Genomic DNA, 26,005 nt, shown 5'->3' with positions numbered 1-26,005 from the left:
GGTAGAGCATTGACCCCGATGGCGGGAAAACAAGGTACGTGCGTCGGGTGGTGCTGGAATCCTTCGCGCCCCCCGCAGCGGTTACAATGGCGGCCGTGTCGATCCGCCCGGATCGACAAGCCCGGAGCCCGCCGTAGATGTTCACCCTTGCCACCCTCGACACGTCGCCCCCCGAATCCCTGAAGAGCCAGGTGCTGCAGATGGTGGTGGACTACTTCAGCGACGTCAGCCCGGTGCCCCTGACGCCGAGCAATCCGCTGTTCCAGTTATACCAGTACGTGATCGGCTACGAGGTGCACCTGTACCTGCAGGCCATGGACGGTGCCTCGCCGAGCGGCGCGCGGCTGATCCTCGCGCTGGACGATGAAGACCCGTCCCGCGTCCTGGGCTTCGCCCTCTACCTGCCCAGCGCTGACGACGCCGAGGCCTGCACCCTGGCCTACCTCGCCGTTCAGACCAGCCACCGCCGCCAGGGCATCGCCCGCGCCCTGCTGCGCAGGATGACCGAGCACCGCCCCCACGCCGAGCTGGCCTGCGCCGCGGGCAAGGTGCCGGTGTTCGAGGCGCTGGGCTTCCGGGTGCTGGCGGCGCAGGGTCCGCACGTCCTGCTGAACACCCGCGACCACCGCTCCGATGGCCTGGTCGCGGTGCAGGACCTGGCGCCGATCTACCAGTCCAAGGAGGTGCGACAGATCCACACCTACCTGGTCAAGCAGAACGGCAGCAAGGCCATGCGCGAGGCGGAGAAGAAGCGCGACCGCCTGCTCAACCAGATGACCTGGCAGGCGCAGGAGCTGGTGAAACAGCGCGTGCCGACGATTCACTGACCCACGCCGCTCGCTCCCTTCATCGCCACCCGCCCTGCCATCCATCCGCACCCTGCAAACGGGTTGAACGCTCCCGTGCCCGAGGCTTCCAAACTTCAGAGTTTCCAAGCTTCAAAGCCCAAGCACACTGGAGAACGACATGGCAGAGCAAAACCTGAGCGGCTTCGAACGAGCCACCTCGATCGCACTGGGCCTGGCGGCCATCGGCATGGGTATTCGCCGCGGCGGCATCAGCGGCTGGATGGGCGCGGCCGCCGGCGTACTGGCCGCCAAGCGCGGGTTCACCGGGCACTGTGCGATGAAGGCGGCGATCACGCCGGCCGATCCCGAGGTGCTGTCCCACCAGGACCACCCGGCCGCCGCTGCGGTGGCGCCGTCACCGGGCATCGCCGACGCGTCGGTTTCCGAGTCGCGCATCGACCACGCCCTGGAGGAGACGTTTCCCGCCAGCGATCCGATCTCGCCCTGATGCGGTCGCTCGCGGATGAAGAAGTCGCTGCAGGAGTACAACCGCAAGCGTGACTTCGACGCTACGCCGGAGCCCAGCGGCAGGCGCTCCGGCAAACCCCTCGAACATGCCCTGCAGTTCTGCGTGCAGAAGCACGACGCCACGCGGCTGCACTATGACTTCCGCCTGGAACTGGACGGGACCCTGAAGAGCTGGGCCATTCCCAAAGGCCCCTGTCTGGACCCGAAGGTGAAGCGCCTGGCCGTCCACGTCGAGGACCATCCGCTGGACTACGCCGCCTTCGAGGGGCACATCCCCGAAGGCCACTACGGCGCCGGCGATGTCATCGTCTGGGATCGCGGCATCTGGCTGCCCATCGGCGATGCGGCGGCGACCTATCGCAAGGGCCGCCTGAAGTTCGAGCTGCAGGGGGAAAAGCTCAGCGGCGTGTGGAACCTGGTGCGCACCCACATGGCCGGCGCCAAGGAGCAATGGTTCCTGATCAAGAGCCAGGACGCCGCCGCCCGCGACGAAGCCGACTACGACATCGTCAAGGCGCTGCCCGACAGTGTGCTGAGCGAGCGCACCATCGTGCCACGGCGTCGGCGGAAGACGGCGGAAGCGGGCACGGCGAGCGCCCCTACCGTGCCCCCTACGCGTCGAAAAAACGCGGCGCAGCCCCTGCAGGGCGCGCGCAAGAGCGAGTTGCCCGCGCTGATCAAGCCCGAACTGGCGAGCCTGGTGGAGTCGGCGCCGGACGGCGACTGGCGTTATGAAATCAAGTTCGACGGCTACCGCATCCTCGCCCGCGTGGAGGCCGGCACGGTGCGGCTGTTTACCCGCAACGGCCACGACTGGACCGAGCGCATGCCCGGCCAGGTTCGCGCCCTGGAAGCGCTGGGGCTGGACAACGCCTGGCTGGACGGCGAAGTGGTGGTGCCCGGCGAGGATGGCCGCCCGGATTTCCAGGCCCTGCAGAACGCCTTCGACGCCAACCGCAGCGACAGCATCGTCTACTACCTCTTCGACCTGATGCACCTCAACGGCATGGACCTGCGCCGGGTCGCCCTCGAACAACGGCGCGCCGCCCTGCGCGCCGTACTGCAGAACAACCAGGACGAAGCGCTGCGCTTCTCCGAGGATTTCGACGAATCCGCCCAGGCCATCCTCCACAGCGCCTGCCAGATGCGCCTGGAAGGGCTGATCGGCAAGCGTGCCGGCAGCCTGTACCTGTCACGCCGCAGCGACGACTGGATCAAGCTCAAGTGCCAGCACCGCCAGGAATTCGTGGTGGTGGGTTTCTCCGCCCCGCGCGGCAGCCGCGCGGCCTTCGGCGCCCTGCTGCTGGCCCTGCACGACGCCGACAGCGGCGAACTGCGCTACGCCGGCAAGGTCGGTACCGGCTTCAACGAGCACTCGCTGCGCCGCATCCACGAGCAGTTGAAACCGCTCCAGGTCAAACGGCCACCGGTGGCCAACCCGCCCACCGGCGTGGATGCCCGGGGCGTGCAGTGGCTGCGGCCACAGTTGCTCGCCGAGGTCGCCTACGCGCAGATGACCCGCGACGGCATCATTCGCCATTCGGTGTTCCATGGCCTGCGGGACGACAAGCCGGCCAGCGCCATCGTCCATGAACGACCGGCGCGGCCCGCCCGCCGGGCGAAGACCGTCGCCGCGCCCGGGCAAACGGCGCCGGCCGCGGAGCAGATCCGCATCACCCACGCCGGCCGCGTCATCGACGCCAGCAGCGGCACGACCAAGATGCAGCTGGCCGAATACTACGCCGCGATCGCGCCCTGGTTGCTGCCGCACCTCGCGCAGCGCCCGGTGGCGTTGGTGCGCGCGCCCGAAGGCATCGCCGGCGAGCTGTTCTTCCAGAAGAACCCCGCCAGCCTGGCCATCCCCGGCATCGAGAGCCTCGGCAAGGAGCATGCGGGGCAACCGGTGATGCTGATCAATCACCTCGAAGCATTGATCGGCGCGGTGCAGATGAGCGCGCTGGAACTGCACACCTGGAACGCCACGGCGGCCGACCTGGCGCGGCCGGATCGCTTCATCCTCGATCTCGACCCGGACCCGGCGCTGCCGTGGAAGACCATGGTCGAGGCCACCCAGCTGACCCTCGCGCTGCTCGACGAACTGGGCCTGACCGCGTTCCTCAAGACCAGCGGCGGCAAGGGCATCCACATCGTCGTGCCGCTGCGGCCCAAGGATGACTGGGAGAGCGTCAAGGCCTTCAGCAAGCGCATCGTGCAGCACATGGCGCGGCTGATGCCGGAGCGTTTCTCTGCGGTTTCCGGGCCGAAGAATCGCATCGGGCGGATCTTCATCGACTACCTGCGCAACAGCCAGGGGGCGACGACCGCCTGCGCCTACGCCGTCAGGGCGCGGGAGCACCTGCCGGTGTCGGTGCCGATCGGTCGGGAGGAGGTTCAGCAGATCAAGGGGGCGGCGCAATGGACGCTGCGCAACGTCGTACAACGTCTGGACGAACTCGGGGAAGACCCCTGGGCGGGCTACGGCAAGACCCGGCAGACCATCACCGCGAAAATGCGCCGGCAGTTGGGCATGGAGTGAATCGCTGGCACGACGCACTGGAGCAAAACGCCAGCGGTGATGACCCGGCCGCAAGCCGGGCACCACCGCGAGCACCTCTGCAGCCGGGCGCACGCCCGGCCCAGAGGTCAGCGCACAGCGTTAGCTGCGGCCGCCACCGTGGCTGTGCTGGCCACCTTTGCGGCCTGCTTCGGACGCCTTCTCACGGTCGTTGGCGAAGTTGCCGCCGCTGTTCTGGCCACCCTTCTTCCCTGCTTCGCTGGCCTTTTCCTTGTCGTTTGCAAAGTTGCCGGGGTTTTTGTTGGTCGTCATTTTCAGTACCTCGTTGGGCAGTGAATGATGATGCAAGGTCGAGAATTCGATGCCTTACAGGGGGTCTGAAAAACGGCCGGCGCCGATGTTCAAACCGATTGCCAGAGGACGACGAACGGATCGCCGCAACCCGCGAGCTAGCTGCCTCGCTTGGGTTTTCCAGCGTCGCAGAATGCACGGCATCCAGCGCCCCAGCGTGCAAATGTCCCTGCAGGCGAACGACGCGATGGGGGTTTGCGGCGTCCCGGGGTTGGCCTGCCCCTTGCTGCATTGCTCCAGTAGCGTTGGCTAGCGCAGAAGCGAGCCCGACGCGCCGGTAGCGACACCCCGTTTCGCCTGCCTTCAGGAGGTCACCACCATGGACAACCCCGACATTCGCGGCCCCGCCGACGCGTCGCGGATCAACCTCAACGAAGACTACGAGCGGCGTTACTGGGCCGAGGCCTTCGGTGTCAGCGAGCAGCGCCTGCGCGAGGCCGTGCATGCCGTCGGCGTCTCCACCGAGGCCGTGCGCCAATGGCTGCTGCGCCACCCGCAGTAGCGCTGCAACGGAATAACAGGGTCAGCCGCGCCCCCGGCCCCGGGACGACGAGCTGATCAAGAGGTTTCCGTCGTCGCGTGGGTCTGCCCGGCATCATGGCGGCGGGTTGGCCCATGCGGCGACGGAATCTTTCAGGCAGCGGACGACAAGCCGCCCGCTGCGCCTTTCACGGCTGACACATTCACGGCTGACGATAGTGCCCCGGCGTGGTGTCGCGCTCCTGGCTGCGCTGGTTACGGCTGAGCTGGATATCGGTGATGCGCGACGGGTCCAGCGTGCTGTGCAGGGACTGCACGTAGCGCCGTGCATCGTCCAGGGTCAGCTCCTCCTGATGCAGCACCGTGCTCATGGGCTGGTTGTCGAGAATGTAGCTGATGACATAGGCGGGCGTGGTCATGGGGGTGCCTCGCGGTGCGGGGCCGCCGCTGGGCGGCCCGGGTGAAGGGATGCGCAGCCGGTGCACCGGGCGGCTAGCCCGGATGCAACAGGTTGCGCGACAGCGGCCGCGACACATCGAAGGGCCGCTGCGGCGTGGTGGATTGGTCTTCGCGGTCGGGCATCTTCCGCGGCTGCGGACGTTCCGCCGGGCGTGGCGCCGGCGTCGGGTTGCGTTCAGGGGACATGGTCATCTCCGCAGGCGGCCGCTGGAAACCAGCGGCCGCCTTGGCTCAGGGTTGCTTGGGCACCAGCCCCGACCCCAGGTCGGCACCGGTGACGGGGTCGGCCATGGGGTCCGAGCGGGTGCGATCCTGCATCTGCTGGAGCAGTTCGCTGTCCTCCTCCGACAGCTGCACCGTGGCGCTGCCATCGCCGCCGTCCACGGCAGGTTCCGGCGACTCGATGTACTCCCAGTCGTCGCCTTCGTTCCATGGCCCTCGCGTGTCGCCCTCCCCCTGCGACAGGTTGAAGTAGCGGTTGGTGAACTCCGCCATCCCCGGCAACTTGCCCTGCGGGAAGTTCGGCTGGATGGCATGCAGCGCCTTCTCGAAGGACTGCTGGTGAGCCAGCTCGCGGGTCATCAGGAAGGTCAGCGCATCCTTGATGCCGGGGTCGTCGGTGACGTTGATCAGGCGCTCGTAGATCATCTTCGCCCGCGCCTCGGCGGCGATGTTCGAGCGCAGGTCCGCCGTGGGCTCGCCGATGGTGTCGATGTACGCCGCCGTCCAGGGCACGCCGCCGGAATTCACCAGCGCCGGCCCGCCGCCATAGAGGATCGAGGTGATGTGCGAGTCGTTGCCGGCCCCGGTGAGGGAGCGGTACAGCTCGGCTTCCTGGTCCACGCCTTCGGCCAGGCGGCCCTTGGCGCCCTTGTTCAGCATGCCGACGATGGAGCCGATGATCTCCAGGTGGCTCAGCTCCTCCGTGGCGATGTCCATCAGCAGGTCCTTGCGACCGGGGTCGCACTCGGCCAGGCCTTGCGTGAAGTAGCGCATCGCGGCGGCGAGTTCTCCCTGCGGGCCGCCGAACTGCTCCAGCAGCAGGTTGGCAAGGCCAGGGTCGGGCGCTGCCACCCTGACCGTGTATTGCAGTCGCTTGTTGTGCACGAACATGGATGATTCCTCCAGTCGTCTTGCGGGCTTCCCTGGGTAGGCGAAACGGGGACCTTTCCTGGCGCCCGATGGGTGGAAAAATCCCGGCGACGATAGTTCATAACTTCTCGCAAACGCCCGCTGCGCTTGGCGTTGCGCTTACCTGGCCATCGGCGAGGAAAACTGAACGAGGTGATTTCGTGCCACTCACAGCAGGCACAACCCACCCGAGGAGAACCTCACCATGACAAGCAAAAAAGACAACCTGCTGGACTGGCTGCGCGACGCCCACGCCATGGAACAGCAGGCCGAGAAGATGCTCGAGGCGCAGTCCGGCCGGCTGGAGCATTACCCGCAGCTGAAAACCCGCATCGACCAGCACCTGGAGGAAACCCGCGGGCAGCAGCGCCTGATCGAAGGCTGCCTGGAGCGCCTGGGCAGCAGCCCGTCGACGCTCAAGGACCTGGGCGGCAAGCTCATGGCGTTCGGGCAGGCGGTCGGCGGCATGACGGTGAGCGACGAGGTGGTGAAAGGCGCCATGAGTGGCTACGTGTTCGAGAACATGGAAATCGCCGCCTACACCGTGCTGATCGCCGCCGCCCAGGAAGTGGGCGACAGCGCCACCGAGGCGGCGCTGAAACAGATCCTGCCGCAGGAGGTCGCCATGGCCGACTGGCTGCGCGAGCACCTGCCGGAAATCACCCGCGCGTACCTGGCGCGCGACCACGTCGACGCGGACGAGGCCAAGCGATGAATTCACGCCTGTTCACGGCGTGCTGTGGCCCCGCGAAGAAGCCGGCGCCCCTGCTCAAGACCTGCACCTTCGCGGTCCTGCACTTCTCCATCGCCTTCTGCGTCGCCTACCTGCTCACCGGCTCAGCGCTGACCGGCGGATTGATCGCCCTGGTCGAGCCGGCCTGCAATACCGTCGCGTTCTACTTCCATGAGCGCGTCTGGAGCCGCTTCGGCGTGACGCCGGAGCAGGAGGTGGGCCTGGGGCACGGCAATCTGCTGTCCGGTGACGACCCGCACGACGAGTCCGCCTGATGCCTACATCATCACCACGGGGCCTGCGGGCCCCGCCTTTCCCTGCGGCCCAGCGCTGGCGTTTCAGTGATAGCCGCTGTCGACCGTGGTCTTGCCGCGGAACACGTAGTAGCTCCAGGCGGTGTAGCCGAGGATGAAGGGGATGATGAACAGCGCGCCCACCAGCATGAAGCCCTGGCTCTGCGGCGGCGCGGAGGCCTCCCAGAGAGTCACCGAGGGCGGCACGATGTGCGGCCAGAGGCTGATGCCCAGGCCCGCATAGCCGAGGAAGATCAGCGCCAGGGTGAGCACGAAGGGCCGCGCGTTGTCGTCGTTGGCCACCGAGCGCAGCAGCCGCCAGAAGCACAGCAGCACGAGCACCGGCACGGGCGACAGCCAGAACACGTTCGGCACGCTGAACCAGCGCGCGGCGATGGCCGGGTGGGTCAGCGGCGTCCACAGGCTGACGATGCCGATCACTGCCAGCAGCACCAGCGCCAGCGGCCGCGCCAGGTCGTGCATGCGCGCCTGCAGCGGGCCTTCGGTCTTGAGGATCAGCCAGGTGCAGCCGAGCAAGGCATAGGCGATCACCAGCCCCGCGCCACAGAACAGCGGGAAGGCGGCCAGCCACTCGAACGAGCCGCCGGCGAAACGGCCGTCGCGCACTTCCAGGCCATCGATGAAGGTGCCCAGCACCACGCCCTGGCAGAAGGTCGCCACCACCGAGCCGACGATGAAGGACAGGTCCCACAGGTGTCGCTTCTGCGCCCGCGCCTTGAAGCGGAACTCGAACGCCACCCCACGGAAGACCAGGCCCACCAGCATGATGATCAGCGGCAGGTAGAGCGCCGGCAGCACCACCGAATAGGCCAGCGGAAAGGCGCCGAACAGCCCAGCGCCACCCAGCACCAGCCAGGTCTCGTTACCATCCCACACCGGCGCGACGGTGTTCATCATCACGTCGCGGTCGGCGGTGTCGGGGAAGAACGGATAGAGGATGCCGATCCCCAGGTCGAAGCCGTCCATCACCACGTACATCATCACGCTGAAGATGATGATCACGGCCCAGATCAGCGGAAGGTCGATGCCCATGGTTCAGCTCCCCCTGTTGTCGGTTGAGGTGTCGTTGTCCGGATCGCCCGCCGCCGACAGCGGCCGCGCGGCCGTGCTCTGCTGGCCCGCGCCGCCCTGGGCCGGCGCCCTGCCCTCGGCGGTCTGCGGGCCCTTGCGCACCAGGCGCAGCAGGTAGGCGAAGCCCACGCCGAACACGGTGAAGTACACCACCACGAACAACAGCAATGTAAGAGTGAGCTGCGCCGCGCCGTGTGGCGCAACCGCGTCGCGGGTACGCATCAGCCCATAGACGACCCAGGGCTGGCGGCCCATCTCCGTGGTCACCCAGCCCGCCAGCAGCGCCACCAGGCCGGACGGCCCCATCCACAGCACCAGGTGCAGGAACGGCCGGCTGTCGTACAACCGCCCGCGCCAGCGCAGCCAGAGGCTGCACAGGCCGACGACGATCATCAGCAGGCCCAGCCCGACCATCAGGCGGAAGGTCCAGAAGATCACCGTGGAGTTGGGCCGGTCCTGCGCGGCGAACTCCTTCAGCGCCGGGATCGCCTCGGTGGTGCTGTGCCGCAGGATCAGGCTGCCCAGCACCGGCACCTCCACCTTGAAGCGGGTCTCCTCGCGCTGCATGTCGGGCCAGCCCACCAGGATCAGCGGCGTCGGCCCGCCCTCGGCGTTGTCCCAGTGCCCTTCGATGGCGGCGATCTTCGCGGGCTGGTGCTGCAGCGTGTTCAGGCCATGGGCATCGCCCACCAGCAGTTGCACCGGTGCCACCAGCAGCGCCATCCACATCGCCATGGAGAACATCGTGCGCACCGCCGGCGTGTTGCGGCCGCGCAGCAGGTGCCAGGCGCCGGAGGCGCCGACGAAGAACGCCGTGGCGAGGAACGCCGCGATGCTCATGTGCACCAGGCGGTAGGGAAACGACGGATTGAAGATCACCGCCAGCCAGTCGGCCGGGATCACCCGGCCATCGACGATCTCGTGGCCCTGCGGCGTGTGCATCCAGCTGTTGGAGGCAAGGATCCAGAAGGTCGACACCAGCGTGCCGATAGCCACCATCAGCGTGGCGAAGAAGTGCAGCCCCGGCCCGACCTTGTGCCAGCCGAACAGCATCACGCCGAGAAAACCCGCCTCGAGGAAGAACGCGGTGAGCACCTCGTAGGTCAGCAGCGGCCCGGTGATACTCCCGGCGAAGGCGGAGAAACCGCTCCAGTTGGTACCGAACTGGTAGGCCATCACCAGCCCCGAGACCACGCCCATGCCGAAGTTCACCGCGAAGATCTTCGACCAGAAGTGATAGAGGTCGCGGTAGACCTCCTCCTTGCGGCGCAGCCACAGGCCTTCGAGCACGGCAAGGTAGCTGGCCAGGCCGATGGTGATCGCCGGGAAGAGGATGTGAAAGGACACGGTGAAGGCGAACTGCAGCCGCGCCAGGTCCAGCGTTTCCAGATTCATCGCGCGCCTCATCGATGACAGGCAGGTTGCTGGCCGGCAGGTCCACCGGCCAGGCCGTATTCCGCTAAGAATCAGGGCCCGGGCAAATGTTCAGGCGAAATGACGACGGGTTGCCCGCCGCGTCCTCAATTGAGCCGTGACCTTCGCCGCTCCTGCTGGTAGAGCACCACCACCTGGCGGGCGAACTCCAGCGGGTCGATGTCCGTCCGCTGCGCTGACTCGCACAGCTCCGCCCAGCCTTTGCGCTGGCGGTGCAGATGCCGTTCAGCGGGAGTCGATCCCAGCGGGATGGTGCGTTCGATTTCCTGGGCCAGCGCCGGCACCAGCAAGAGAAAGGCAGCGACTGCTGCTTCCTTCAGCTCTTTGTCCGAGTCGTTCACGGCTAACCTCGATGGCTTGCTCACCTCACAGTCATGCCCTGAGCAGAACGGCCAGCAGGCCGCCTATCGAGTGGGCAGAAACAACATAGTCCAGTTTCCCGCCGCTGCTCCAGCCCCGCTGCCAGGGCGCGCCGGGACGGCCGGCGGCGCATTCGTCCTGAACGAATCGGCGCGCCCGGCAGTCCGAAACGCAGGAATCCCGCCACGGAATGCCGGCCATGCGATCACATCCCCTTCTGCTCGCCACGCTGCTGCCGACACTGCTCGCCAGCCCCCTCGCCAGCGCCGAGGAACCCCTGCGCCTGGCATCGCTCAAGCGCTGCGGCGACCTGCTGGATGCACAGCAGCAGGACTGGTGCCTGACGGTGCGCGGCCTCGGCGCGGCCCTGCCGCGCGTCCTGCTCGACGGCCGCCCGCTGGCGGACCAGGACATCCGCCGCGACGCCGACCAGCTGCGCATCCGCCTGAACAGCGCCCGGCAGCGCAGCGGCCCGCTCTGGCTGGAAGATGGCGCCCGCGCGAGCAACGCCGCCTGGCTGACCCTGCGCAACAGCCACGTGCTGGCGGCGGGCCCGGACGAGGTGGCGAAGAACCAGGACGGCCTGACCACCTACGTGGAACTGGTCAGCCTGCTGATCGAGGAAAACCACGACGGCCTGCGCGAAGCGCAGCGGCTGGCGCACAAGTATGGCGCCGAGGTAGTGGGCAGCATCGCCCCCTTGAATCTCTACCAGCTGCGCTTGCCGGCCAAGGACCTGGTGCAGCGCGACGCCCTCGTCCTGCGCCTGGGCAGCGAAACCAGCGTGGACGCCGTGGTGGTCGAGGAGTCGGCGGCGCAAAGGAGCGAGGAAGCGCCGGCCCGCCGCGAGCCGGAAAAACCCGCCCAGGACTCCGATGAATGGGCCGCCAACCGTTTCCTCGACGCGGTGAACTACTACCAGCGACGCATCCCCGCCAGCCAGGCGCCGATTCGCCCGCAACCGGTGCGCATCGGCCTGATCGAGCGTGACGTCGACTTCGACACGGCAGACTTCGCCGGCTTCTCCGGTGCCTGCGCGCCACCCCGCGTCTGCGTCTACGCCCGCGACGCCGAACGGCCCGACCAGCACGGCACCACCGTGGCCGGCATTCTCGCCGCGGGCTGGGACGATGGCGGCAACACCGGCTTCCTGCGGGCGCTGGAGCGGGCCGGCGGCGGCTTCGAGGTCATCGTCGAGCGCAACTCCGACGCCGGTATCACCGCCAATATCGCCGCCTCGGTGAACCTGGTGGAAGACGGCGTGCGGGTGCTGAACTGGAGCTGGGGCATCCACCGGGTCGGCGCCCGGAACGTCGAGGGCGACGAGGTGGATTCGCTGCTGCGCTCGGGCATCGCCATGGGCGGCTACGAAGAGTTGCTGGAAGAGTTCTTCCTCTGGCTGCGCCAAGAGCACCCCGACGTGGTGGTGGTGAATTCGGCGGGCAATGGCTCGTCCTTTTCCGGCACCGACGAATACCGCCTGCCCTCCTCCTTCATCACCGAACAGCTGATCGTCGTCGGCGGCCACCAGCGCAGCCAGCAGGCCGGCCTGGCGGTGGACGACCCGGGTTTCGCCGTCAAGCGACGCTCGTCGAACATCGACATGCGGGTCGACATCACCGCGTCGGCCTGTACCCATGCGTCGGTGCGCGAGCCCGGCGCCGCGGGCGCGGTGCATTGCGGCACCTCCTACGCCACGCCGATGGTCGCCGGGCTGCTGGCGGCGATGCTGTCGATCAACCCGCAACTGCAGCCCGAGCAGTTGCGCATGCTGCTGCGCCGCAGCGCCCTGAGCATCGGCGACAACTACGACTTCGAACCGACAGACGCCGAGGACCTCACCGCGCCCATCCTGCCGTCGGAGCGCAACTACCGGCTCGATGACCGGGACGTTGGCCGCTCCGCCCGACTGGACATGCAGAGGGCCCTGGAACTGGCGGTACAGAGCCGCGAACGGGTGCGCTGAGGCGGGGCACGGCAGGCAGCGGCATCCATTCGTAACCTGCCGCTGCCTGGCCGCGCGGAGCGAACTACGCTGAACATCCTTGAAACGGTCCGCCCGCACCTGCTGGCACGATGAGATCGCAAGGACATCAGCATGCCCAAGACTAATCTGGAGGCCCCGCCCCGCGTGGACTTCCGCCTTCCCGGCGACACCGGCGCCAGTGTCCACGACAGCGAGGTACGCTTCCGGGCGCTGGTGACTACCACCAGCACGGCGGTCTACCGCATGAGCCCGGACTGGCAGGAAATGCGCGAGCTGACCGGCCAGGGGTTTCTCGAAGACACCGCGCAACCGAACCTGAACTGGATCGAGAAGTACATCGAGCCGGAGGACCGCGCCCGGGTGCTGCGCGCCATTGCAAAGCCCATAGCCGAGCGCTCTACCTTCGAGCTGGAACACCGGGTGCGCTTCTCCGATGGCAGCCTCGGCTGGACGCTGTCGCGGGCGGTGCCGATCCTCGATGCGGCCGGCAACGTCGTGGAATGGTTCGGCGCCGCCTCCGATGTCACCCAGAAGCACAACGCGGTGACACGCCTGCGCGAAAGCGAAGCAGGCTTCAAGGCCATCGCCGACACTGCGCCGCAGTTGGTCTGGGTGACCGACACAGAGGGCCGCCTAGTGTTCTTCAACCAGCGCTGGAGCGAGTACTTCGGCAGCGCCGGCGAGCCGGAAAACCTCCGGCTGTTCGCCGCCGCGTGCATCCACCCCGAGGACCTGGAAAGCACCCTGGCCGCCTTCGACCAGGCACGCAGCAGCGGCTGCGTCTTCGAGGCCGAACACCGCCTGCGCGGCCGCGATGGCAACTACCGCTGGTTCATGGCCAGGGCCAACCCCTACGTGGACGAGGAAACCGGGGACATCCTGCGCTGGTACGGCATCTCCCTGGATGTGCACGAGCGGCACAACGCCGAATCGACCCTGCGCACCTTCAACGAGCGCCTGGAGGTCAAGGTCCAGGCCAGCTCCCGCGACCTGCAGGCGGCCGAGGCGCAGGTCCGGCAGATGCAGAAGCTCGAGGCCATCGGCCAACTGACCGGGGGCGTCGCCCACGATTTCAACAACCTGCTGACGATCATCCGCAACTCGGCGGAACTCCTGCGGCGCAAGGCATTGCCCGCCGACAAGCAGCAGCGCTACCTCGATGCCATCCTCGACACCGCCGATCGCGCCGCCACGCTGACCGCCCAGCTGCTCGCCTTCGCCCGCCGGCAAGCGCTCAAGCCGGCGGTGTTCGCCGTCGGCGAGCGCATCGAGCAGATCGCCGACATGCTGCGCAGGACGGTGGGCCCCAGGACTCGCATCGTGGTGCGCACGCCGCCGGGCGAGTACTTCGTCGAGGCGGACCTGAACCAGTTCGAAACCGCGCTGGTGAACCTGGTCATCAATGCTCGCGACGCCATGCACGGCGACGGCGTGGTCACCATCAGCCTCGAGGAAGCGACCACGGCGCCCTTGCAAGACGGCGGCGCCGGCAGCGTCGAGCAGGTCTGCATCGCGGTCACGGACGAAGGCCACGGCATCGCGCCGGAGGATATCGAGCGGGTCTTCGAACCCTTCTTCACCACCAAGGAAGTCGGCAAGGGCACGGGGCTCGGCCTGTCCCAGGTCTACGGCTTCGTGCGTCAGTCCGGCGGCGACGTGAGCGTGACCAGCGAACCGGGCCGGGGCAGCACCTTTCTCGTCACCCTGCCCCGGGTCGGCGCCCCGGCCACCAGCCAGGCCGACCCGGCGACGGCCCTGGTGCAACCGTCCAAGGGGCGCATCCTGGTGGTGGAAGACAATCCCCAGGTCGGCGAATTCACCGTGCGCCTGCTGGACGACATGGGCTACCAGGCGTGCCTGGCCAGCGACGCCGGCGTGGCGCTGAGCATACTGGAGGAGCGTCGCGAGCAGATCGACCTGGTGCTGTCGGACATCGTCATGCCCGGCATGACCGGCATCGAGCTGGCGCGGATCATCGGCGAGCGCTGGCCCGACCTGCCGCTGGTGCTCACCAGCGGCTACAGCCAGGCCTTCGCTGGCGAGGCCCAGCACGGCTTCGAGCTGTTGAAGAAACCCTATTCGTTCAACGAACTGCTCAGGGCCCTCGGCCGCGCCTTGAAGCGCTAACCCCGCCGCTGTGCCGTCCCCCCGTGCCCGGCAGGCGTCGACCGGGTGCGAAACAAGGAACCTCGGCTGGCCAGCGGCGCTCTCAGCATTAACCTTTCGTCGCCCAAGGTGCCCGCATGGATCTGGTCATCGCCCGCCCCGAGGGCCTGTACTGCCCGCCCGGCGATTTCTACCTCGACCCGTGGCGCCCGGTGGACCGGGCGGTGATCACCCATGCCCATGGCGACCACGCGCGCTGGGGCAATCGCCACTACCTGGCGGCGGCGCCGGGCGAAGGCATCCTGCGCTCGCGGCTGGGCCAGGACATCGACCTGCAGACCCTGCCCTATGGCGAGCGCCTGAACCACCACGGCGTGACGCTGAGCTTCCACCCCGCCGGCCACGTGCTCGGCTCGGCGCAGGTACGCCTGGAATACGGCGGCCAGGTGTGGGTCGCCTCCGGGGACTACAAGGTCGAGCCGGACGGCACCTGCGCAGCCTTCGAGCCGGTGCGCTGCCACACCTTCATCAGCGAGTCGACCTTCGGCCTGCCGATCTACCGCTGGCAACCCCAGGCGCAGCTGTTCGCCGACATCGACACCTGGTGGCGCGGCAATGCCGCCGCCGGCCGCGCCAGCGTGCTGTTCGCCTATGCCTTCGGCAAGGCCCAGCGCATCCTCCATGGCATCGACGCCAGCATCGGCCCGATCCTCGTGCACGGCGCGGTCGAGCCGTTGAACCAGGTCTACCGCGCCGCTGGGGTGCGCATCCCGCCCACGGCGTTCGCCACGGAGATCGCGCGCAACGATCCGCGGCTGCGCCAGGCACTGATCCTCGCACCGCCCTCGGCCGGCGGCAGCACCTGGATGCGCCGCTTCGGCGACTACAGCGACGCCTTCGCCAGCGGCTGGATGCTGCTGCGCGGGGCACGCCGGCGGCGCGGCGTCGACCGCGGCTTCGTGCTCTCCGACCACGCCGACTGGCCGGGCCTGCTGTGGGCCATCGAGCAGAGCGGCGCCGAGCGGGTGATGGTCACCCACGGCCAGGTCAACGTGCTGGTCCGCTACCTGGCCGAGAAGGGCCTCAACGCCCGCGCCTTCCAGACCGAATACGGCGAAGAGGACGACACCCTGGAGCAGGCCGCGCCATGAAAGCCTTCGCCGAACTCTACGCCCGGCTCGATGCCACGACCTCCAGCAACGCCAAGCTGGCCGCCCTGCAGGACTATTTCGCCAGCGCCCCGCCGCAGGACGCCGCCTGGGCCGCGTACTTCCTCGCCGGCGGCCGGCCCCGGCAGGTGGTGCCGACGCGCCTGCTGCGCGAACTGGCGACGCGCCTGTCGGGCCTGCCGGACTGGCTCTTCGAGGAGAGCTACCAGGCCGTGGGCGACCTGGCGGAAACCATCTCGCTGCTGTTGCCCGAATCCACCCAGGCCTCCGAAGAAGGCCTGGACTGGTGGCTGGAGCAACTGCTGCCGCTGCGTGGCCTGCCGCCGGAGGAACTGGCCGAACGCCTGCAACTCCTGTGGGCGCGCCTGGACCGGCAGAGCCTGATGGTCAGCATCAAGCTGCTCACCGGCGCGTTCCGCGTCGGCGTCTCCAAGCTGCTGGTGACCCGCGCCCTCGCCGCGCTGGCGGGCGTCGAAGCCAAGCGCGTGGCGCAGCGCATGGTCGGCTACACCGACCTGTCGCACCGGCCCACGGCGCAACGCTACCTGGCGCTGATCGCCGCCGAGTCCGGCGAGGAGCACGCGCAACGCGGCGGCCAGCCCTACCCGTTCTTCCTCGCCCATCCGCTGCAGGAGCCGGTGGAGCGCTTCGACGCGCTGCTCGGCCCGGCGCAGGACTGGCTGGTGGAATGGAAGTGGGACGGCATCCGCGCCCAACTGGTCAAGCGCGACGGCCGCGCCTGGCTCTGGTCCCGCGGCGAGGAGCTGATCACCGAGCGCTTCCCCGAACTGGACGCGCTGGCCGCCGCTCTGCCCGACGGCACCGTGCTCGATGGCGAGCTGGTGGTGTGGAAGGAACCCGCCCCAGGCAGCGGCTCGACCTTCGGCATCCAGCCCTTCGCCCTGCTGCAGCAACGCATCGGCCGCAAGACCCTGAGCAGGAAACTGCTGGACGAGGTCCCCGCCGCCCTGCTGGCCTACGACCTGCTGGAGTGGCGCGGCGAGGACTGGCGCAGTCGCCCCCAGGATGAGCGCCGCGCGCGCCTGGAGCAGCTGGTGGCGGAGGTCGGCGACAGCCACCTGCACCTGTCCCCGCGACTGGACGGCGCCGACTGGCAGGACCTCGCCCGCCAGCGCGAGGCGTCGCGGCAGCTGGGGGTCGAGGGCATGATGCTCAAGCGCCGCGACTCCCTCTACGGCGTAGGCCGCACCCGCGACCTGGGCCTGTGGTGGAAGTGGAAGATCGACCCGTTCAGCGTCGACGCCGTGCTAATCTACGCCCAGCGCGGCCATGGCCGCCGCGCCAGCCTCTACAGCGACTACACCTTCGCCGTGTGGGACGACTCCGCACCCGGCGAGCGCGTCCTGGTGCCCTTCGCCAAGGCCTATTCCGGGCTGACCGACGAGGAGATGCGCAAGGTCGACGCGATCATCCGCAAGACCACGGTGGAGAAGTTCGGCCCGGTGCGCAGCGTCACCCCCACGCTGGTGTTCGAGCTGGGCTTCGAAGGCATCTCCCTGTCGAAGCGCCACAAGAGCGGCGTCGCGGTGCGCTTCCCGCGGATGCTGCGCTGGCGCACCGACAAGTCGGTGGAGGACGCCGACACCCTGGCCACCCTGCAGGGGCTGCTCTGATGGCGCCGCGCCCGTCGGCCCAGTGGTTCGCCGCGCGCGGCTGGAAGCCCTTCGCTTTCCAGAAGGAGGTCTGGCGCGCCGTCGCGGCCGGCGAGTCGGGGCTGCTGCATGCCTCCACCGGCGCCGGCAAGACCTATGCGGTGTGGTTCGCCGCGCTGGACCGCTTCGCCCAGGCGGCGCCGGCCGGCGGAGCAACCCGGTCGCGCAAGCCCGCCGTGGCGCCGCTGACGCTGCTGTGGATCACCCCCATGCGCGCGCTGGCCGCCGACACCGCCCGTGCCCTGCAAGCGCCCCTGGACGACCTGGCAATCGACTGGAGCGTCGGCGTGCGCACCGGCGACACCGACAGCGCCGCCCGCGCCCGCCAGGATCGCCGCCTGCCCAGTGCACTGATCACCACGCCCGAGAGCCTGACCCTGCTGCTGACCCGCGCCGACGCACACGAAGCCTTCGCCCACCTGCGCCTGCTGGTGGTGGACGAATGGCACGAACTGCTGGGCAACAAGCGCGGCGTGCAGCTGCAGCTCGCCCTCGCCCGCCTGCGCCGCTGGCGGCCGGAACTGCAGGTGTGGGGGCTGTCCGCCACCCTCGGCAACCTGGCCCACGCCCGCGAGGTGCTGATGCCCAGCGGGCGCCTGGTGCAAGGCAAGACCGCCAAGGACCTGCGCATCGACACGCTGCTGCCGCCGGGCATCGAGCGCTTCCCCTGGGCCGGGCACCTGGGCCTGCGCATGCTGCCGCAGGTGGTCGACGAGCTGGACGGCAGCGCCACCACGCTGGTGTTCACCAACACCCGCTCCCAGGCGGAAACCTGGTACCAGGCGTTGCTGGACGCGCGCCCCGACTGGGCCGGGCTGCTCGCCCTGCACCACGGCTCGCTGTCGCGGGAGGTGCGCGACTGGGTCGAACTGGCGCTCAAGCAGGGCCAGCTCAAGGCGGTGGTGTGCACCTCCAGCCTGGACCTGGGCGTGGACTTCCTGCCGGTGGAGCGCGTGCTGCAGATCGGCTCGGCCAAGGGCGTGGCGCGCCTGATGCAGCGCGCCGGGCGCTCCGGCCACGCGCCGGGGCGCGCCTCGCGGGCGACCCTGGTGCCGACCCACAGCCTGGAGCTGCTGGAGGCCGCCGCCGCCCGCGCGGCGGTGGCCGAGGGCAAGGTCGAGGCGCGGCTGGCCCCGGAGCGCCCGCTCGACGTGCTGGTCCAGCACCTGGTGAGCATGGCCCTGGGCGGCGGCTTCCACGCCGAGGCGATGCTCGCCGAGGTGCGCAGCGCCTGGTCCTACCGCGCGCTGAGCGACGGCGAATGGCAATGGGCGCTGGCCTTCATCCGCCACGGCGGCCATTCGCTCACCGCCTACCCCGACTATCGCCGCGCCGAGCCCGACGCCGACGGCCTCTGGCAGGTGCCCGATGCGCGCCTGGCGCGGCGCCACCGCATGAGCATCGGCACCATCGTCAGCGACGCCAGCCTGACGGTGCGCTTCTGGGGCAAGGCCGGCGGCGGCTCGCTGGGCAGCATCGAGGAAGGCTTCATCGCCCGCCTGCGCCCCGGCGACACCTTCCTCTTCGCCGGCCGCACGCTGGAGCTGGTGGAGGTGGACAACATGACCGTCTACGTGCGCCGCGCCACCGGCCGCAAGGCCGCCATCCCGCGCTGGAACGGCGGGCGCATGCCGCTCTCCGGCGAGCTGGCCGATGCCATGCTGGAGCAACTCGACGCGGCGGACCAGGGCCGCTACGCCAGCGCCGAGATGCGCCTGCTGCGGCCGCTGCTCGACACCCAGAAGGCCTGGTCGGCGCTGCCAGGCAAAGCCACCTTGCTGGCCGAAACCCTGAAGTCCCGCGAAGGCTGGCACCTGTTCCTCTACCCGTTCGCGGGGCGCTCGGTGCACCTGGGGCTGGCCAGCCTGCTCGCCTGGCGGCTGGCGCGCGACACGCCGCTGAGCTTCTCCCTCGCGGTCAACGACTACGGCCTGGAGCTGCTGTGCGCCAGCCCGGTGGATTTCGCCAGCGCCCTGACCCCGGCGCTGTTCGACAGCACGGACCTGCTGCCGGAGGTGCTCGCCAGCCTGAATGCCGGCGAGCTGGCGCGGCGGCGCTTCCGCGAGATCGCGCGGATCGCCGGGCTGGTGTTCACCGGCTACCCGGGAGCGCCGAAAAGCGCGCGCCAGTTGCAGGCCTCCAGCGGCCTGTTCTTCGAGGTGTTCAAGCAGTACGACCCGGACAACCTGCTGCTGGTGCAGGCCCAGCAGGAAGTGCTGCGCCAGGAACTGGACGTGCAGCGCCTGCAACAGACCCTGCAGCGCATGCAGTCGCTGCGCCTGGATCTGCATGCCGTCAGGCGCGCCACGCCGTTCGCCTTCCCGTTGCTGGTCGAGCGCTTCCGCGAAAGCCTGAGCTCGGAGAAGCTCGCCGACCGCATCCGCCGGATGGTCGCCGACCTCGAACAGGCCGCCGGTCCCGGTGCCTATGTCGGCGACCCGAGCGTGCCGCTGAGCGTGGACAACGAGCACCGCCCGCCCCGGCCGCGCCGGCCCCGGCTCACCAAGGATGGCCGGCCGCGGCCACCCCGGCAGCGGCCTGAGCGATGAGCACGCTGCATTCGTCCTCCCGGGCCGTGCAGGTCGCCGGCCACGAGCTCTGGCTGCTGGCGGAAAAGGCGATCTGGTGGCCGCAGCAGCAGGTGCTGATGGTCGCCGACATCCATTTCGGCAAGGCGGCCAGCTACCGCGCACTGGGCCAGCCGGTACCCGGTGGCACCACCGCTGGCAACCTGCAGCGACTGGACGCCCTGCTGGCGCGCCTGCCGTGCCGGCGGCTGATCTTCCTCGGCGACTTCCTGCACAGCCGCGAGGGGCGCACCGAGCGCACCCTCGCCAGCCTGACCGAGTGGCGCAGCCGGCATCCGTCGCTGGCCATCACGCTGGTGCGCGGCAACCACGACCGGCACGCGGGCGACCCGCCCGGAGAGCTGGCCATCGAGGTGGTGGCGGAGCCGCTGCTGCTGGGCCCCTTCGCACTGCAACACGAGCCCGCCCGCTGCCCCGGCCATCATGTGCTGGCCGGGCACCTGCACCCGGCATTCGTCCTGCGCGGGCGCGGCCGGCAACAGGTGCGCCTGCCCTGCTTCGTGATCGGCGACGGGCTGAGCCTGCTGCCCTCCTTCGGCCACTTCACCGGCGCGATGACCTGGCAGCCTGACGCCGACCAGCGGATTTTCGTGGTGGGCGACGGCGGCGTCTGGGAGGTGCCGGGCCCGCCGAACGAGCGATGAAGCAAGCACCTTCGTGCAAATAATCTGAACTTCGGCGTTTTCCCATGAGTCGGTTCCGCGATGCCGTTTCGCCATTTCACCCACAGGACGCCCGCACATGACCGACACTTCGCTTGCAGAACTCTTCAAACACAACGAACAACAGCTCCTCGCCCAGTGGCTGGAAGCGCAGCGCGCCGTAGGGCTGCGGCTGGACCTGATCGACGAGCGCACGGTGCAGCAGAACTCCCAGGAACTGCTCAAGACCTTCACCATGGCGCTGGCCCAGGGCGCGCGGGACTTCGACTCGCCGGCCTGGAAGCCGCTGAAATCCCAGCTCGAACGCCTGTCCCTGGCCCAGGCGCGGCAGGGCTTCAGCCCGTCGGAGACGGCGACCTTCATCTTCTCCCTGAAGGAGCCGCTGTTCACCCTGCTGCAGCAGCAGCAGCCCGATACGTCCATCGAGGCGGTGTGGCAGATCAGCAAGCTGATCGACCAGCTCGGCCTGTTCAGCCTGGAATATTTCATGACCGGCCGCGAGGCGGTGATCCGCGAACAGCAGGAAAGCCTGCTGGAGCTGTCCACGCCGGTGGTGGAACTCTGGGACGGGGTGCTGGCGGTGCCGCTGATCGGCGCGCTGGACAGCAACCGCACGCAGATCGTCATGGAGTCGCTGCTGCAGAAGATCGTCGAGACCGAGTCGGACCTGGCGATCATCGACATCACCGGCGTGCCGACCGTGGACACCATGGTCGCCCAGCACCTGCTCAAGACCATCACCGCCGCCAAGCTGATGGGCGCGCGTTGCATCATCAGCGGCATCCGCCCGCAGATCGCGGCGACCATCGTGCACCTGGGCGTGGAGCTCGGCGACGTGGTGACCAAGGCCTCCCTGGCGGATGCGTTCAAGCTGGCGCTCAAGCAACTGGGCGTGCGCATGGTCAGCCCGGCCAAGGCCCACTGAGGACACCCCGATGGTAGATCGTATTCCGATCCTCAAGATGGGCCGCTACCTGCTGCTGAGCATCCAGGTGGACATGCATGACCAGCTGGCCATGGACCTGCAGGAAGACCTCACCGAGCAGATCGTCCGGCACAAGGCGCGCGGCGTGCTCATCGACATTTCGGCGCTGGAAATCGTCGACTCCTTCATCGGCCGGATGCTCTCGCATATCGCCAACGTGTCGCGGATTCTCGATGCCAAGGTGATCGTGGTGGGCATGCAGCCGGCGGTGGCCATCACCCTGGTGGAGCTGGGCCTCTCCCTGGAAGGCATCGCCACGGCGCTGAACATCGAGAAAGGCATGCGCTGGCTGGAAAACAGCCTGGATGAAGAGGACGACGACGGGGGGCCGGAGAGTGACGACGACACAAACGCTCCCTCTGAAACAGGAAACTGACATCGTGGTCATCCGCCAGAAGGTCCGCCAGGCGGCCGAGCAGATACGGCTGGGGCTGGTCTCGCAGACCAAGATCGTCACTGCCGCCAGCGAGATCGCGCGTAACGCCCTGCTCTACGGCGGCGGCGGGCAATGCGTCGTGGAAATCACCCAGCGCGACGGCCGCGCGGCGGTCCGCCTGGTGATCAGCGACCAGGGGCCGGGCATCGCCAACATCGAACAGGCGCTGGTGGACGGCTACACCACGGGCAACGGCCTGGGCCTGGGGCTCAGCGGGTCGCGCCGGCTGGTGGATCAGTTCGCCATCCAGAGCGAACCAGGGACAGGTACGACCATCGAACTATGGAAGTGGAAATGAACGACGCGGCGCTACAGTTCAATCTCGCGGTATCGCACAGCGCGCATGTCGACGCCGCGCGCCGCGCGGCGGTCAACCTGGCGCGCGACGCCGGCGTCGGCCAGGCGCTGCTCGACCGCCTGACCCTGGTGGTGCAGGAGATGGCGCGCAACCTGGTGTTGCACGCCAGCGGCGGGGAGATGCTCTATTTCCAGGACGACGACCACCTGCAACTGCTCGCCGTGGACCGCGGGCCGGGCATGCAGGACGTGGCGCGCTGCCTGAGCGACAGCTTCTCCACCGCCGGCACCATGGGCGCCGGCCTTGGCGCGATCCGGCGGCAGGCCGACACCTTCGACCTCTATTCGGTGCCCGGCCAGGGCACGGTGCTATTCGCCGGCTTCGACCTGCACGAGCGCAACGACCCGCTGCAGGTCGCCGGCATCAGCACGCCCTACCCCGGCGAAGAAAGCTGCGGCGACGCCTGGGCGCGCAAGGGCAACCGCCTGATGGTCTGCGACGGCCTGGGCCATGGCCACGCCGCCAGCCTGGTCGCGACGCGGGCGCGGGAGATATTCCTGCAACATGATCTGAACCTGCCGCAGGAAACACTGCTCGAACGTATGCACCATGCTCTGGCTTCCACCCGTGGCGGCGCCGTGGCGCTGGCCGAAGTCCTGCCGCAACAGGCGGAGGTGCGCTTCTGCGCCATGGGCAACATCCTCGGCGTGCTCGATGACGGACGCAGCCGCAGCATGGTGTCGGGCAACGGCACGGTGGGGTACCGGATCGGCCGGATCAAGAGCTTCAGCTACCCCTGGTCGCCGTCCACCGTGCTGCTGATGGCCTCCGATGGCATCGGCACGCGTTTCAACCTGAGCGCCTATCCGGGCCTGGCCTCCCGCCATCCCGCGGTGATCGCGGGCGTTCTGCAGCGCGACTTCCGTCGGCACAACGACGACGCAACCCTGGTGGTGCTCAAACATGCCTGACCACTTTCGCATCGCCACCGTCCGCATCCGCGAGGAAATCGACGTGGTGACCTGTCGCCAGAGCGCGCGGCAGATCGCCAGCTGGCTGGAGCTGCCGCACCTCGAGCAGATCCGCTTCGCCACCGCCGTGTCCGAACTGGCGCGCAACACCTACCAGTACGCCGGCGAAGGGCTCTTTCATTTCGACATCAGCAGCAACGCCCAGGGCCTGCTGGAGCGCCTGTGCCTGGAAGCCCTGGACAACGGGCCGGGCATCGCCGACATCGAGCGCATCCTCGACGGCAGCTATGTCTCCCACACTGGCATGGGCCTGGGGCTGCGCGGCGCCCGGCGGCTGATGGACGAGTTCGACCTGCGCACCGGCGCCGAGGGCACGCGCATCCGCGCCTGCAAGTACATTACCGGCGCCCGCGCCACGCCCACCCCGGCGCGCATCCAGAGCATCCGCCAGCAACTGCAGCACAGCGGCGCCGCCGACCCCTTCGTCGAGCTGCAACTGAGCGGCAGCGAACTGCTGCTCACCGCCGGCGAACTGCAGGACAAGCAGCGGGAGCTCGAAGCCATCAACCTCGAACTGGAGAACACCAACAAGGGCGTGGTGGCGCTCTATTCGGAGCTGGAGAAGGCCAACGAGGAAGTGCGCGAGGCGAGCGCCTCCAAGAGCCGCTTCTTCGCCAACATGACCCACGAGATCCGCACGCCGATCAATATCGTCGAGAACATCAGCAAGCTGCTGCTCAACGGCCACGACGGCCCGCTCAACCCCGAGCAGCAGCGCCAGGTGGGCTTCATCAGCGAGGCCGCCGCCGAACTGTCGGGGCTGGTCAATGAACTGCTCGACCTGTCCAAGGCCGAGTCCGGCCGCAGCGAGATCTCGCCCTCGCACTTCACCCTGGCCGAGTTCACCGAGCAACTGCGCCAGTGCGCCGGCGCCATCGCGCTGCGTTACCCGCAGTTGCAGTGGCAGGTCGCGGCGCCCGCCAGCGACGTCGCCCTGCAGACCGACCGGCACCTGCTGTTCCAGGTGATGCGCAACCTGATCGACAACGCCTTCAAGTACACGCCGCAGGGGCGCGTCAGCGTGCGCACCTACCTGCCCGACGACGAGACGGTCGAGTTCCTCGTCGAGGACACCGGCATCGGCATCGCCCCGGAAAACCAGGGCAAGGTCTTCGAGGAATTCCTGCGCATCCGCAACCCGGAACTTGCCAAGGTACAGGGCACCGGCCTGGGCCTGCCGCTGGCGCAACGCCTGGCGAGCCTGCTGCACGGCTCCATCAGCCTGGACAGCAGCCGCGGCCGCGGCAGCCGCTTCCTGCTACGCCTGCGCCGCCGGCACGACGAGGCGACCGCCAGCGATGCACCGCTGGACCTGAGCGGCATCAACGTGCTGGTGGTGGATGACAGCGAGGCGGACCGCTACCTGCTGAACAAACTGCTGAGCCCCTACCAGGCCTCGGTCCACGAGGCGCGCAACGGCGCCGCCAGCATCGAGATGCTCTACGAGGTGCGCCCCGACCTGATCTTCCTCGACCTGGACCTGCCGGACATCGCCGGCGAGGACCTGCTCGACAACATGGACTGGGGCCTGCACGCCCGCGTGGTGATCAACACCGCCAAGCCTTTGGACGACGCCGCCCGCCAGCACCTGGCGCGCCATTCGCGGGCCATCGTGCAGAAGTCGGCGACCGATTATGGCGAACAGGTCCTGCGCGAGGTGTCGCGCCTGATGGAGGAGCACCACCATGGGCGCTAAGAAGGTCCTGGTCATCGACGACCTCGAAGCCAACCGCTACATCCTGCGCAAGATCGTCGCCGGCGGATCGCAATACGAAGTGCTGGAAGCGGCCACCGGCGCCGAAGGCCTGGAGCTGATCCTGCAGGGCGTGGACGTGGTCATCCTGGACATCAACCTGCCGGACATGACCGGCTTCGAGCTGATCCAGCGGGCCGAGAAACGCCTGGGGCCCAAACGCCTGCCGGCGATCATCAACATCTCGGCGACCTTCGTCAGCGGCAAGGACAAGGCCACCGGCCTGAACGTCGGCGCCCGCGCCTACCTGACCCACCCGATCAACCCCGACGAGCTGATCGCCACCATCGGCAGCCTGCTCAAGAGCAGCACCCGGCTGCAGCGGGTCGAACGTCAGCGCGACTGGGCCGAGGCGCGTACCGAGCAGATCAGCACCGAGAAGATCATGCTCGAGCGCTTCATGCGCTCCTTCAGCCACGACCTGCGCTCGCCGCTCGCCGCCGCCACCATGGCCACCGGGCTGATGCTGCGCAGCCCCACCCGGCGCACCGACGAATTGCTGAAGATCGTCGAGGACAACCTGCGCCGCGTCGACAACATGGTCGCCAACCTGCTGGACATCTCCCATGTCAGCGTCGGCGGCGGCATCCAACTGCGCGGCGAGGCGACCGACCTGGGCGCCTGGATGCACGACGCCATCGCCACCCTCGGCCTGCAGGTCAGCAACCCGCTGGCGCTGCAGATCGACGGCGCGCTGGGCGAAGTGATCTGGGATACCACCGCCTTCCTGCGCATCCTCGAGAACCTGGTGGGCAACGCCGCCAAGCATGGCGCGCCGGAGCAGCCCATCTGCCTCGCGCTGTCCCGCCAGGAGCAGCACATCTGCCTGCGCGTCAGCAACACCGGCAGCTTCCCGGTGGAGGTGCTGAACAACCTCGCCACGCCCTACTTCATCTCCACCCGCAGCGACACCAAGGGCTGGGGCCTGGGGCTGCCCATCGTCAAGGCGCTGTGCGAAAGCTTCGGGGGGCAGGTGGGGTTCTGCAACGAAGGCAGCCGCGCGGTGGTCGACATCACCTTGCCGGCGCGGCTGGAATGAGGCGGCGTGCGCCGACAGCGCTGCGCCCTGAGCGGACCTTCATCAGGACCTTCAGGGAGTGCCACATGACGACCGAATGCGACCGCCGCATTGAACGAAAAACCCCGGAACAAG

24 protein-coding genes and 1 pseudogene are annotated in these 26,005 nt (G+C 68.6%); 18 read left to right on the top strand and 7 right to left on the bottom strand.

Going from position 1 to position 26,005, the window contains the following annotated elements; genetic code table 11:
- Positions 1–137: 137 nt before the first annotated feature.
- The 3 genes from ACNFIA_RS08730 (at position 138) to ligD (ending at position 3,852) form a co-directional block, all read left to right on the top strand.
- Positions 138–827 carry a GNAT family N-acetyltransferase gene (locus ACNFIA_RS08730; RefSeq protein WP_416784104.1) on the top strand — a complete coding sequence of 230 codons (690 nt, stop codon included), beginning with the start codon at positions 138–140 and terminating at the stop codon, positions 825–827.
- Positions 828–966: 139 nt separating this feature from the next.
- On the top strand, positions 967–1,296 hold the full coding sequence (locus tag ACNFIA_RS08725) for a DUF2892 domain-containing protein (RefSeq protein WP_416784102.1): 330 nt from the start codon (positions 967–969) through the stop codon (positions 1,294–1,296).
- A 15-nt stretch (positions 1,297–1,311) separates the two neighbouring features.
- A complete protein-coding gene (gene ligD / locus ACNFIA_RS08720; RefSeq protein ID WP_416784100.1) occupies positions 1,312–3,852 on the top strand; it encodes a DNA ligase D in 2,541 nt (846 codons plus the stop codon).
- A 120-nt stretch (positions 3,853–3,972) separates the two neighbouring features.
- On the opposite strand, the pseudogene ACNFIA_RS08715 reads toward ligD, so the two are convergent.
- Positions 3,973–4,122: pseudogene (locus ACNFIA_RS08715) on the bottom strand (general stress protein); the annotation flags it as partial.
- Positions 4,123–4,501: 379 nt separating this feature from the next.
- Here ACNFIA_RS08715 and ACNFIA_RS08710 point away from each other — a divergent pair.
- Complete coding sequence (locus tag ACNFIA_RS08710) at positions 4,502–4,684, top strand: DUF3606 domain-containing protein (protein WP_259755576.1); 183 nt, start codon at positions 4,502–4,504, stop codon at positions 4,682–4,684.
- 181 nt (positions 4,685–4,865) lie between these two features.
- On the opposite strand, the gene ACNFIA_RS08705 is transcribed toward ACNFIA_RS08710, so the two are convergent.
- From ACNFIA_RS08705 to ACNFIA_RS08695, 3 genes are all read right to left on the bottom strand, one after another.
- Positions 4,866–5,081: a hypothetical protein gene (locus ACNFIA_RS08705; protein WP_259755577.1), complete on the bottom strand. Its 216-nt coding sequence runs from the start codon at positions 5,079–5,081 to the stop codon at positions 4,866–4,868.
- Positions 5,082–5,154: 73 nt separating this feature from the next.
- Positions 5,155–5,307: a hypothetical protein gene (locus ACNFIA_RS08700; protein ID WP_416784098.1), complete on the bottom strand. Its 153-nt coding sequence runs from the start codon at positions 5,305–5,307 to the stop codon at positions 5,155–5,157.
- Between the two features lie 45 nt (positions 5,308–5,352).
- Positions 5,353–6,234, bottom strand: coding sequence for a manganese catalase family protein (locus ACNFIA_RS08695; RefSeq protein WP_416784096.1), 882 nt, complete (start codon positions 6,232–6,234; stop codon positions 5,353–5,355).
- A 223-nt stretch (positions 6,235–6,457) separates the two neighbouring features.
- Here ACNFIA_RS08695 and ACNFIA_RS08690 point away from each other — a divergent pair, with 223 nt between their 5' ends.
- Entirely contained in the window at positions 6,458–6,967 is a 510-nt protein-coding gene (locus ACNFIA_RS08690) for a ferritin-like domain-containing protein (protein ID WP_259755581.1), read from the top strand.
- Positions 6,964–7,260, top strand: coding sequence for a DUF2061 domain-containing protein (locus ACNFIA_RS08685; protein ID WP_416784093.1), 297 nt, complete (start codon positions 6,964–6,966; stop codon positions 7,258–7,260). Before ACNFIA_RS08690 ends, ACNFIA_RS08685 begins: the two co-directional genes overlap by 4 nt.
- A gap of 63 nt (positions 7,261–7,323) precedes the next feature.
- Here the strand turns inward: ACNFIA_RS08685 and cydB are convergent, their stop codons facing one another.
- From cydB to ACNFIA_RS08670, 3 genes are all read right to left on the bottom strand, one after another.
- Positions 7,324–8,331 (bottom strand): cytochrome d ubiquinol oxidase subunit II, encoded by a 1,008-nt coding sequence (cydB, locus tag ACNFIA_RS08680; protein WP_259755583.1) that lies wholly within the window; start codon positions 8,329–8,331, stop codon positions 7,324–7,326.
- A gap of 3 nt (positions 8,332–8,334) precedes the next feature.
- Entirely contained in the window at positions 8,335–9,765 is a 1,431-nt protein-coding gene (locus tag ACNFIA_RS08675; RefSeq protein WP_416784091.1) for a cytochrome ubiquinol oxidase subunit I, read from the bottom strand.
- Between the two features lie 125 nt (positions 9,766–9,890).
- Positions 9,891–10,145 carry a hypothetical protein gene (locus ACNFIA_RS08670; RefSeq protein ID WP_259755586.1) on the bottom strand — a complete coding sequence of 85 codons (255 nt, stop codon included), beginning with the start codon at positions 10,143–10,145 and terminating at the stop codon, positions 9,891–9,893.
- A gap of 218 nt (positions 10,146–10,363) precedes the next feature.
- Between ACNFIA_RS08670 and ACNFIA_RS08665 the strand changes: the two genes are divergently transcribed.
- From ACNFIA_RS08665 to ACNFIA_RS08610, 12 genes are all read left to right on the top strand, one after another.
- Positions 10,364–12,130 carry a S8/S53 family peptidase gene (locus ACNFIA_RS08665; RefSeq protein WP_416784089.1) on the top strand — a complete coding sequence of 589 codons (1,767 nt, stop codon included), beginning with the start codon at positions 10,364–10,366 and terminating at the stop codon, positions 12,128–12,130.
- Positions 12,131–12,262: 132 nt separating this feature from the next.
- A complete protein-coding gene (locus ACNFIA_RS08660; RefSeq protein ID WP_416784087.1) occupies positions 12,263–14,278 on the top strand; it encodes a PAS domain-containing protein in 2,016 nt (671 codons plus the stop codon).
- 116 nt (positions 14,279–14,394) lie between these two features.
- Complete coding sequence (locus ACNFIA_RS08655; RefSeq protein WP_416784085.1) at positions 14,395–15,408, top strand: ligase-associated DNA damage response exonuclease; 1,014 nt, start codon at positions 14,395–14,397, stop codon at positions 15,406–15,408.
- Positions 15,405–17,060, top strand: a complete 1,656-nt coding sequence (locus ACNFIA_RS08650; protein WP_416784083.1) for an ATP-dependent DNA ligase — start codon at positions 15,405–15,407, stop codon at positions 17,058–17,060. The genes ACNFIA_RS08655 and ACNFIA_RS08650 overlap by 4 nt, the downstream gene beginning before the upstream one ends.
- Entirely contained in the window at positions 17,060–19,648 is a 2,589-nt protein-coding gene (locus tag ACNFIA_RS08645) for a ligase-associated DNA damage response DEXH box helicase (RefSeq protein ID WP_416784081.1), read from the top strand. Before ACNFIA_RS08650 ends, ACNFIA_RS08645 begins: the two co-directional genes overlap by 1 nt.
- Entirely contained in the window at positions 19,645–20,331 is a 687-nt protein-coding gene (pdeM, locus tag ACNFIA_RS08640) for a ligase-associated DNA damage response endonuclease PdeM (RefSeq protein WP_416784079.1), read from the top strand. The genes ACNFIA_RS08645 and pdeM overlap by 4 nt, the downstream gene beginning before the upstream one ends.
- A 97-nt stretch (positions 20,332–20,428) precedes the next feature.
- Entirely contained in the window at positions 20,429–21,274 is an 846-nt protein-coding gene (locus ACNFIA_RS08635) for an STAS domain-containing protein (RefSeq protein ID WP_259755594.1), read from the top strand.
- A gap of 10 nt (positions 21,275–21,284) precedes the next feature.
- Positions 21,285–21,710, top strand: a complete 426-nt coding sequence (locus ACNFIA_RS08630; RefSeq protein ID WP_259755596.1) for an STAS domain-containing protein — start codon at positions 21,285–21,287, stop codon at positions 21,708–21,710.
- Positions 21,711–21,714: 4 nt separating this feature from the next.
- Positions 21,715–22,068: an anti-sigma regulatory factor gene (locus ACNFIA_RS08625; protein WP_259755597.1), complete on the top strand. Its 354-nt coding sequence runs from the start codon at positions 21,715–21,717 to the stop codon at positions 22,066–22,068.
- Positions 22,065–23,039, top strand: a complete 975-nt coding sequence (locus tag ACNFIA_RS08620) for an ATP-binding protein (RefSeq protein ID WP_416784076.1) — start codon at positions 22,065–22,067, stop codon at positions 23,037–23,039. Before ACNFIA_RS08625 ends, ACNFIA_RS08620 begins: the two co-directional genes overlap by 4 nt.
- Complete coding sequence (locus ACNFIA_RS08615) at positions 23,032–24,795, top strand: ATP-binding protein (protein ID WP_416784074.1); 1,764 nt, start codon at positions 23,032–23,034, stop codon at positions 24,793–24,795. Before ACNFIA_RS08620 ends, ACNFIA_RS08615 begins: the two co-directional genes overlap by 8 nt.
- Positions 24,785–25,891 carry a response regulator gene (locus ACNFIA_RS08610; RefSeq protein WP_416784072.1) on the top strand — a complete coding sequence of 369 codons (1,107 nt, stop codon included), beginning with the start codon at positions 24,785–24,787 and terminating at the stop codon, positions 25,889–25,891. The genes ACNFIA_RS08615 and ACNFIA_RS08610 overlap by 11 nt, the downstream gene beginning before the upstream one ends.
- Positions 25,892–26,005: the final 114 nt, after the last annotated feature.

The sequence above is a fragment of the Pseudomonas sp. NY15437 genome (genome assembly GCF_048068435.1).
In the GTDB taxonomy this organism is placed as follows: Bacteria; Pseudomonadota; Gammaproteobacteria; order Pseudomonadales; family Pseudomonadaceae; genus Pseudomonas; species Pseudomonas nitroreducens_B.
Note: the sequence above shows the minus strand (reverse complement) of the source record. Positions and strands in the feature narration are given on the sequence as shown.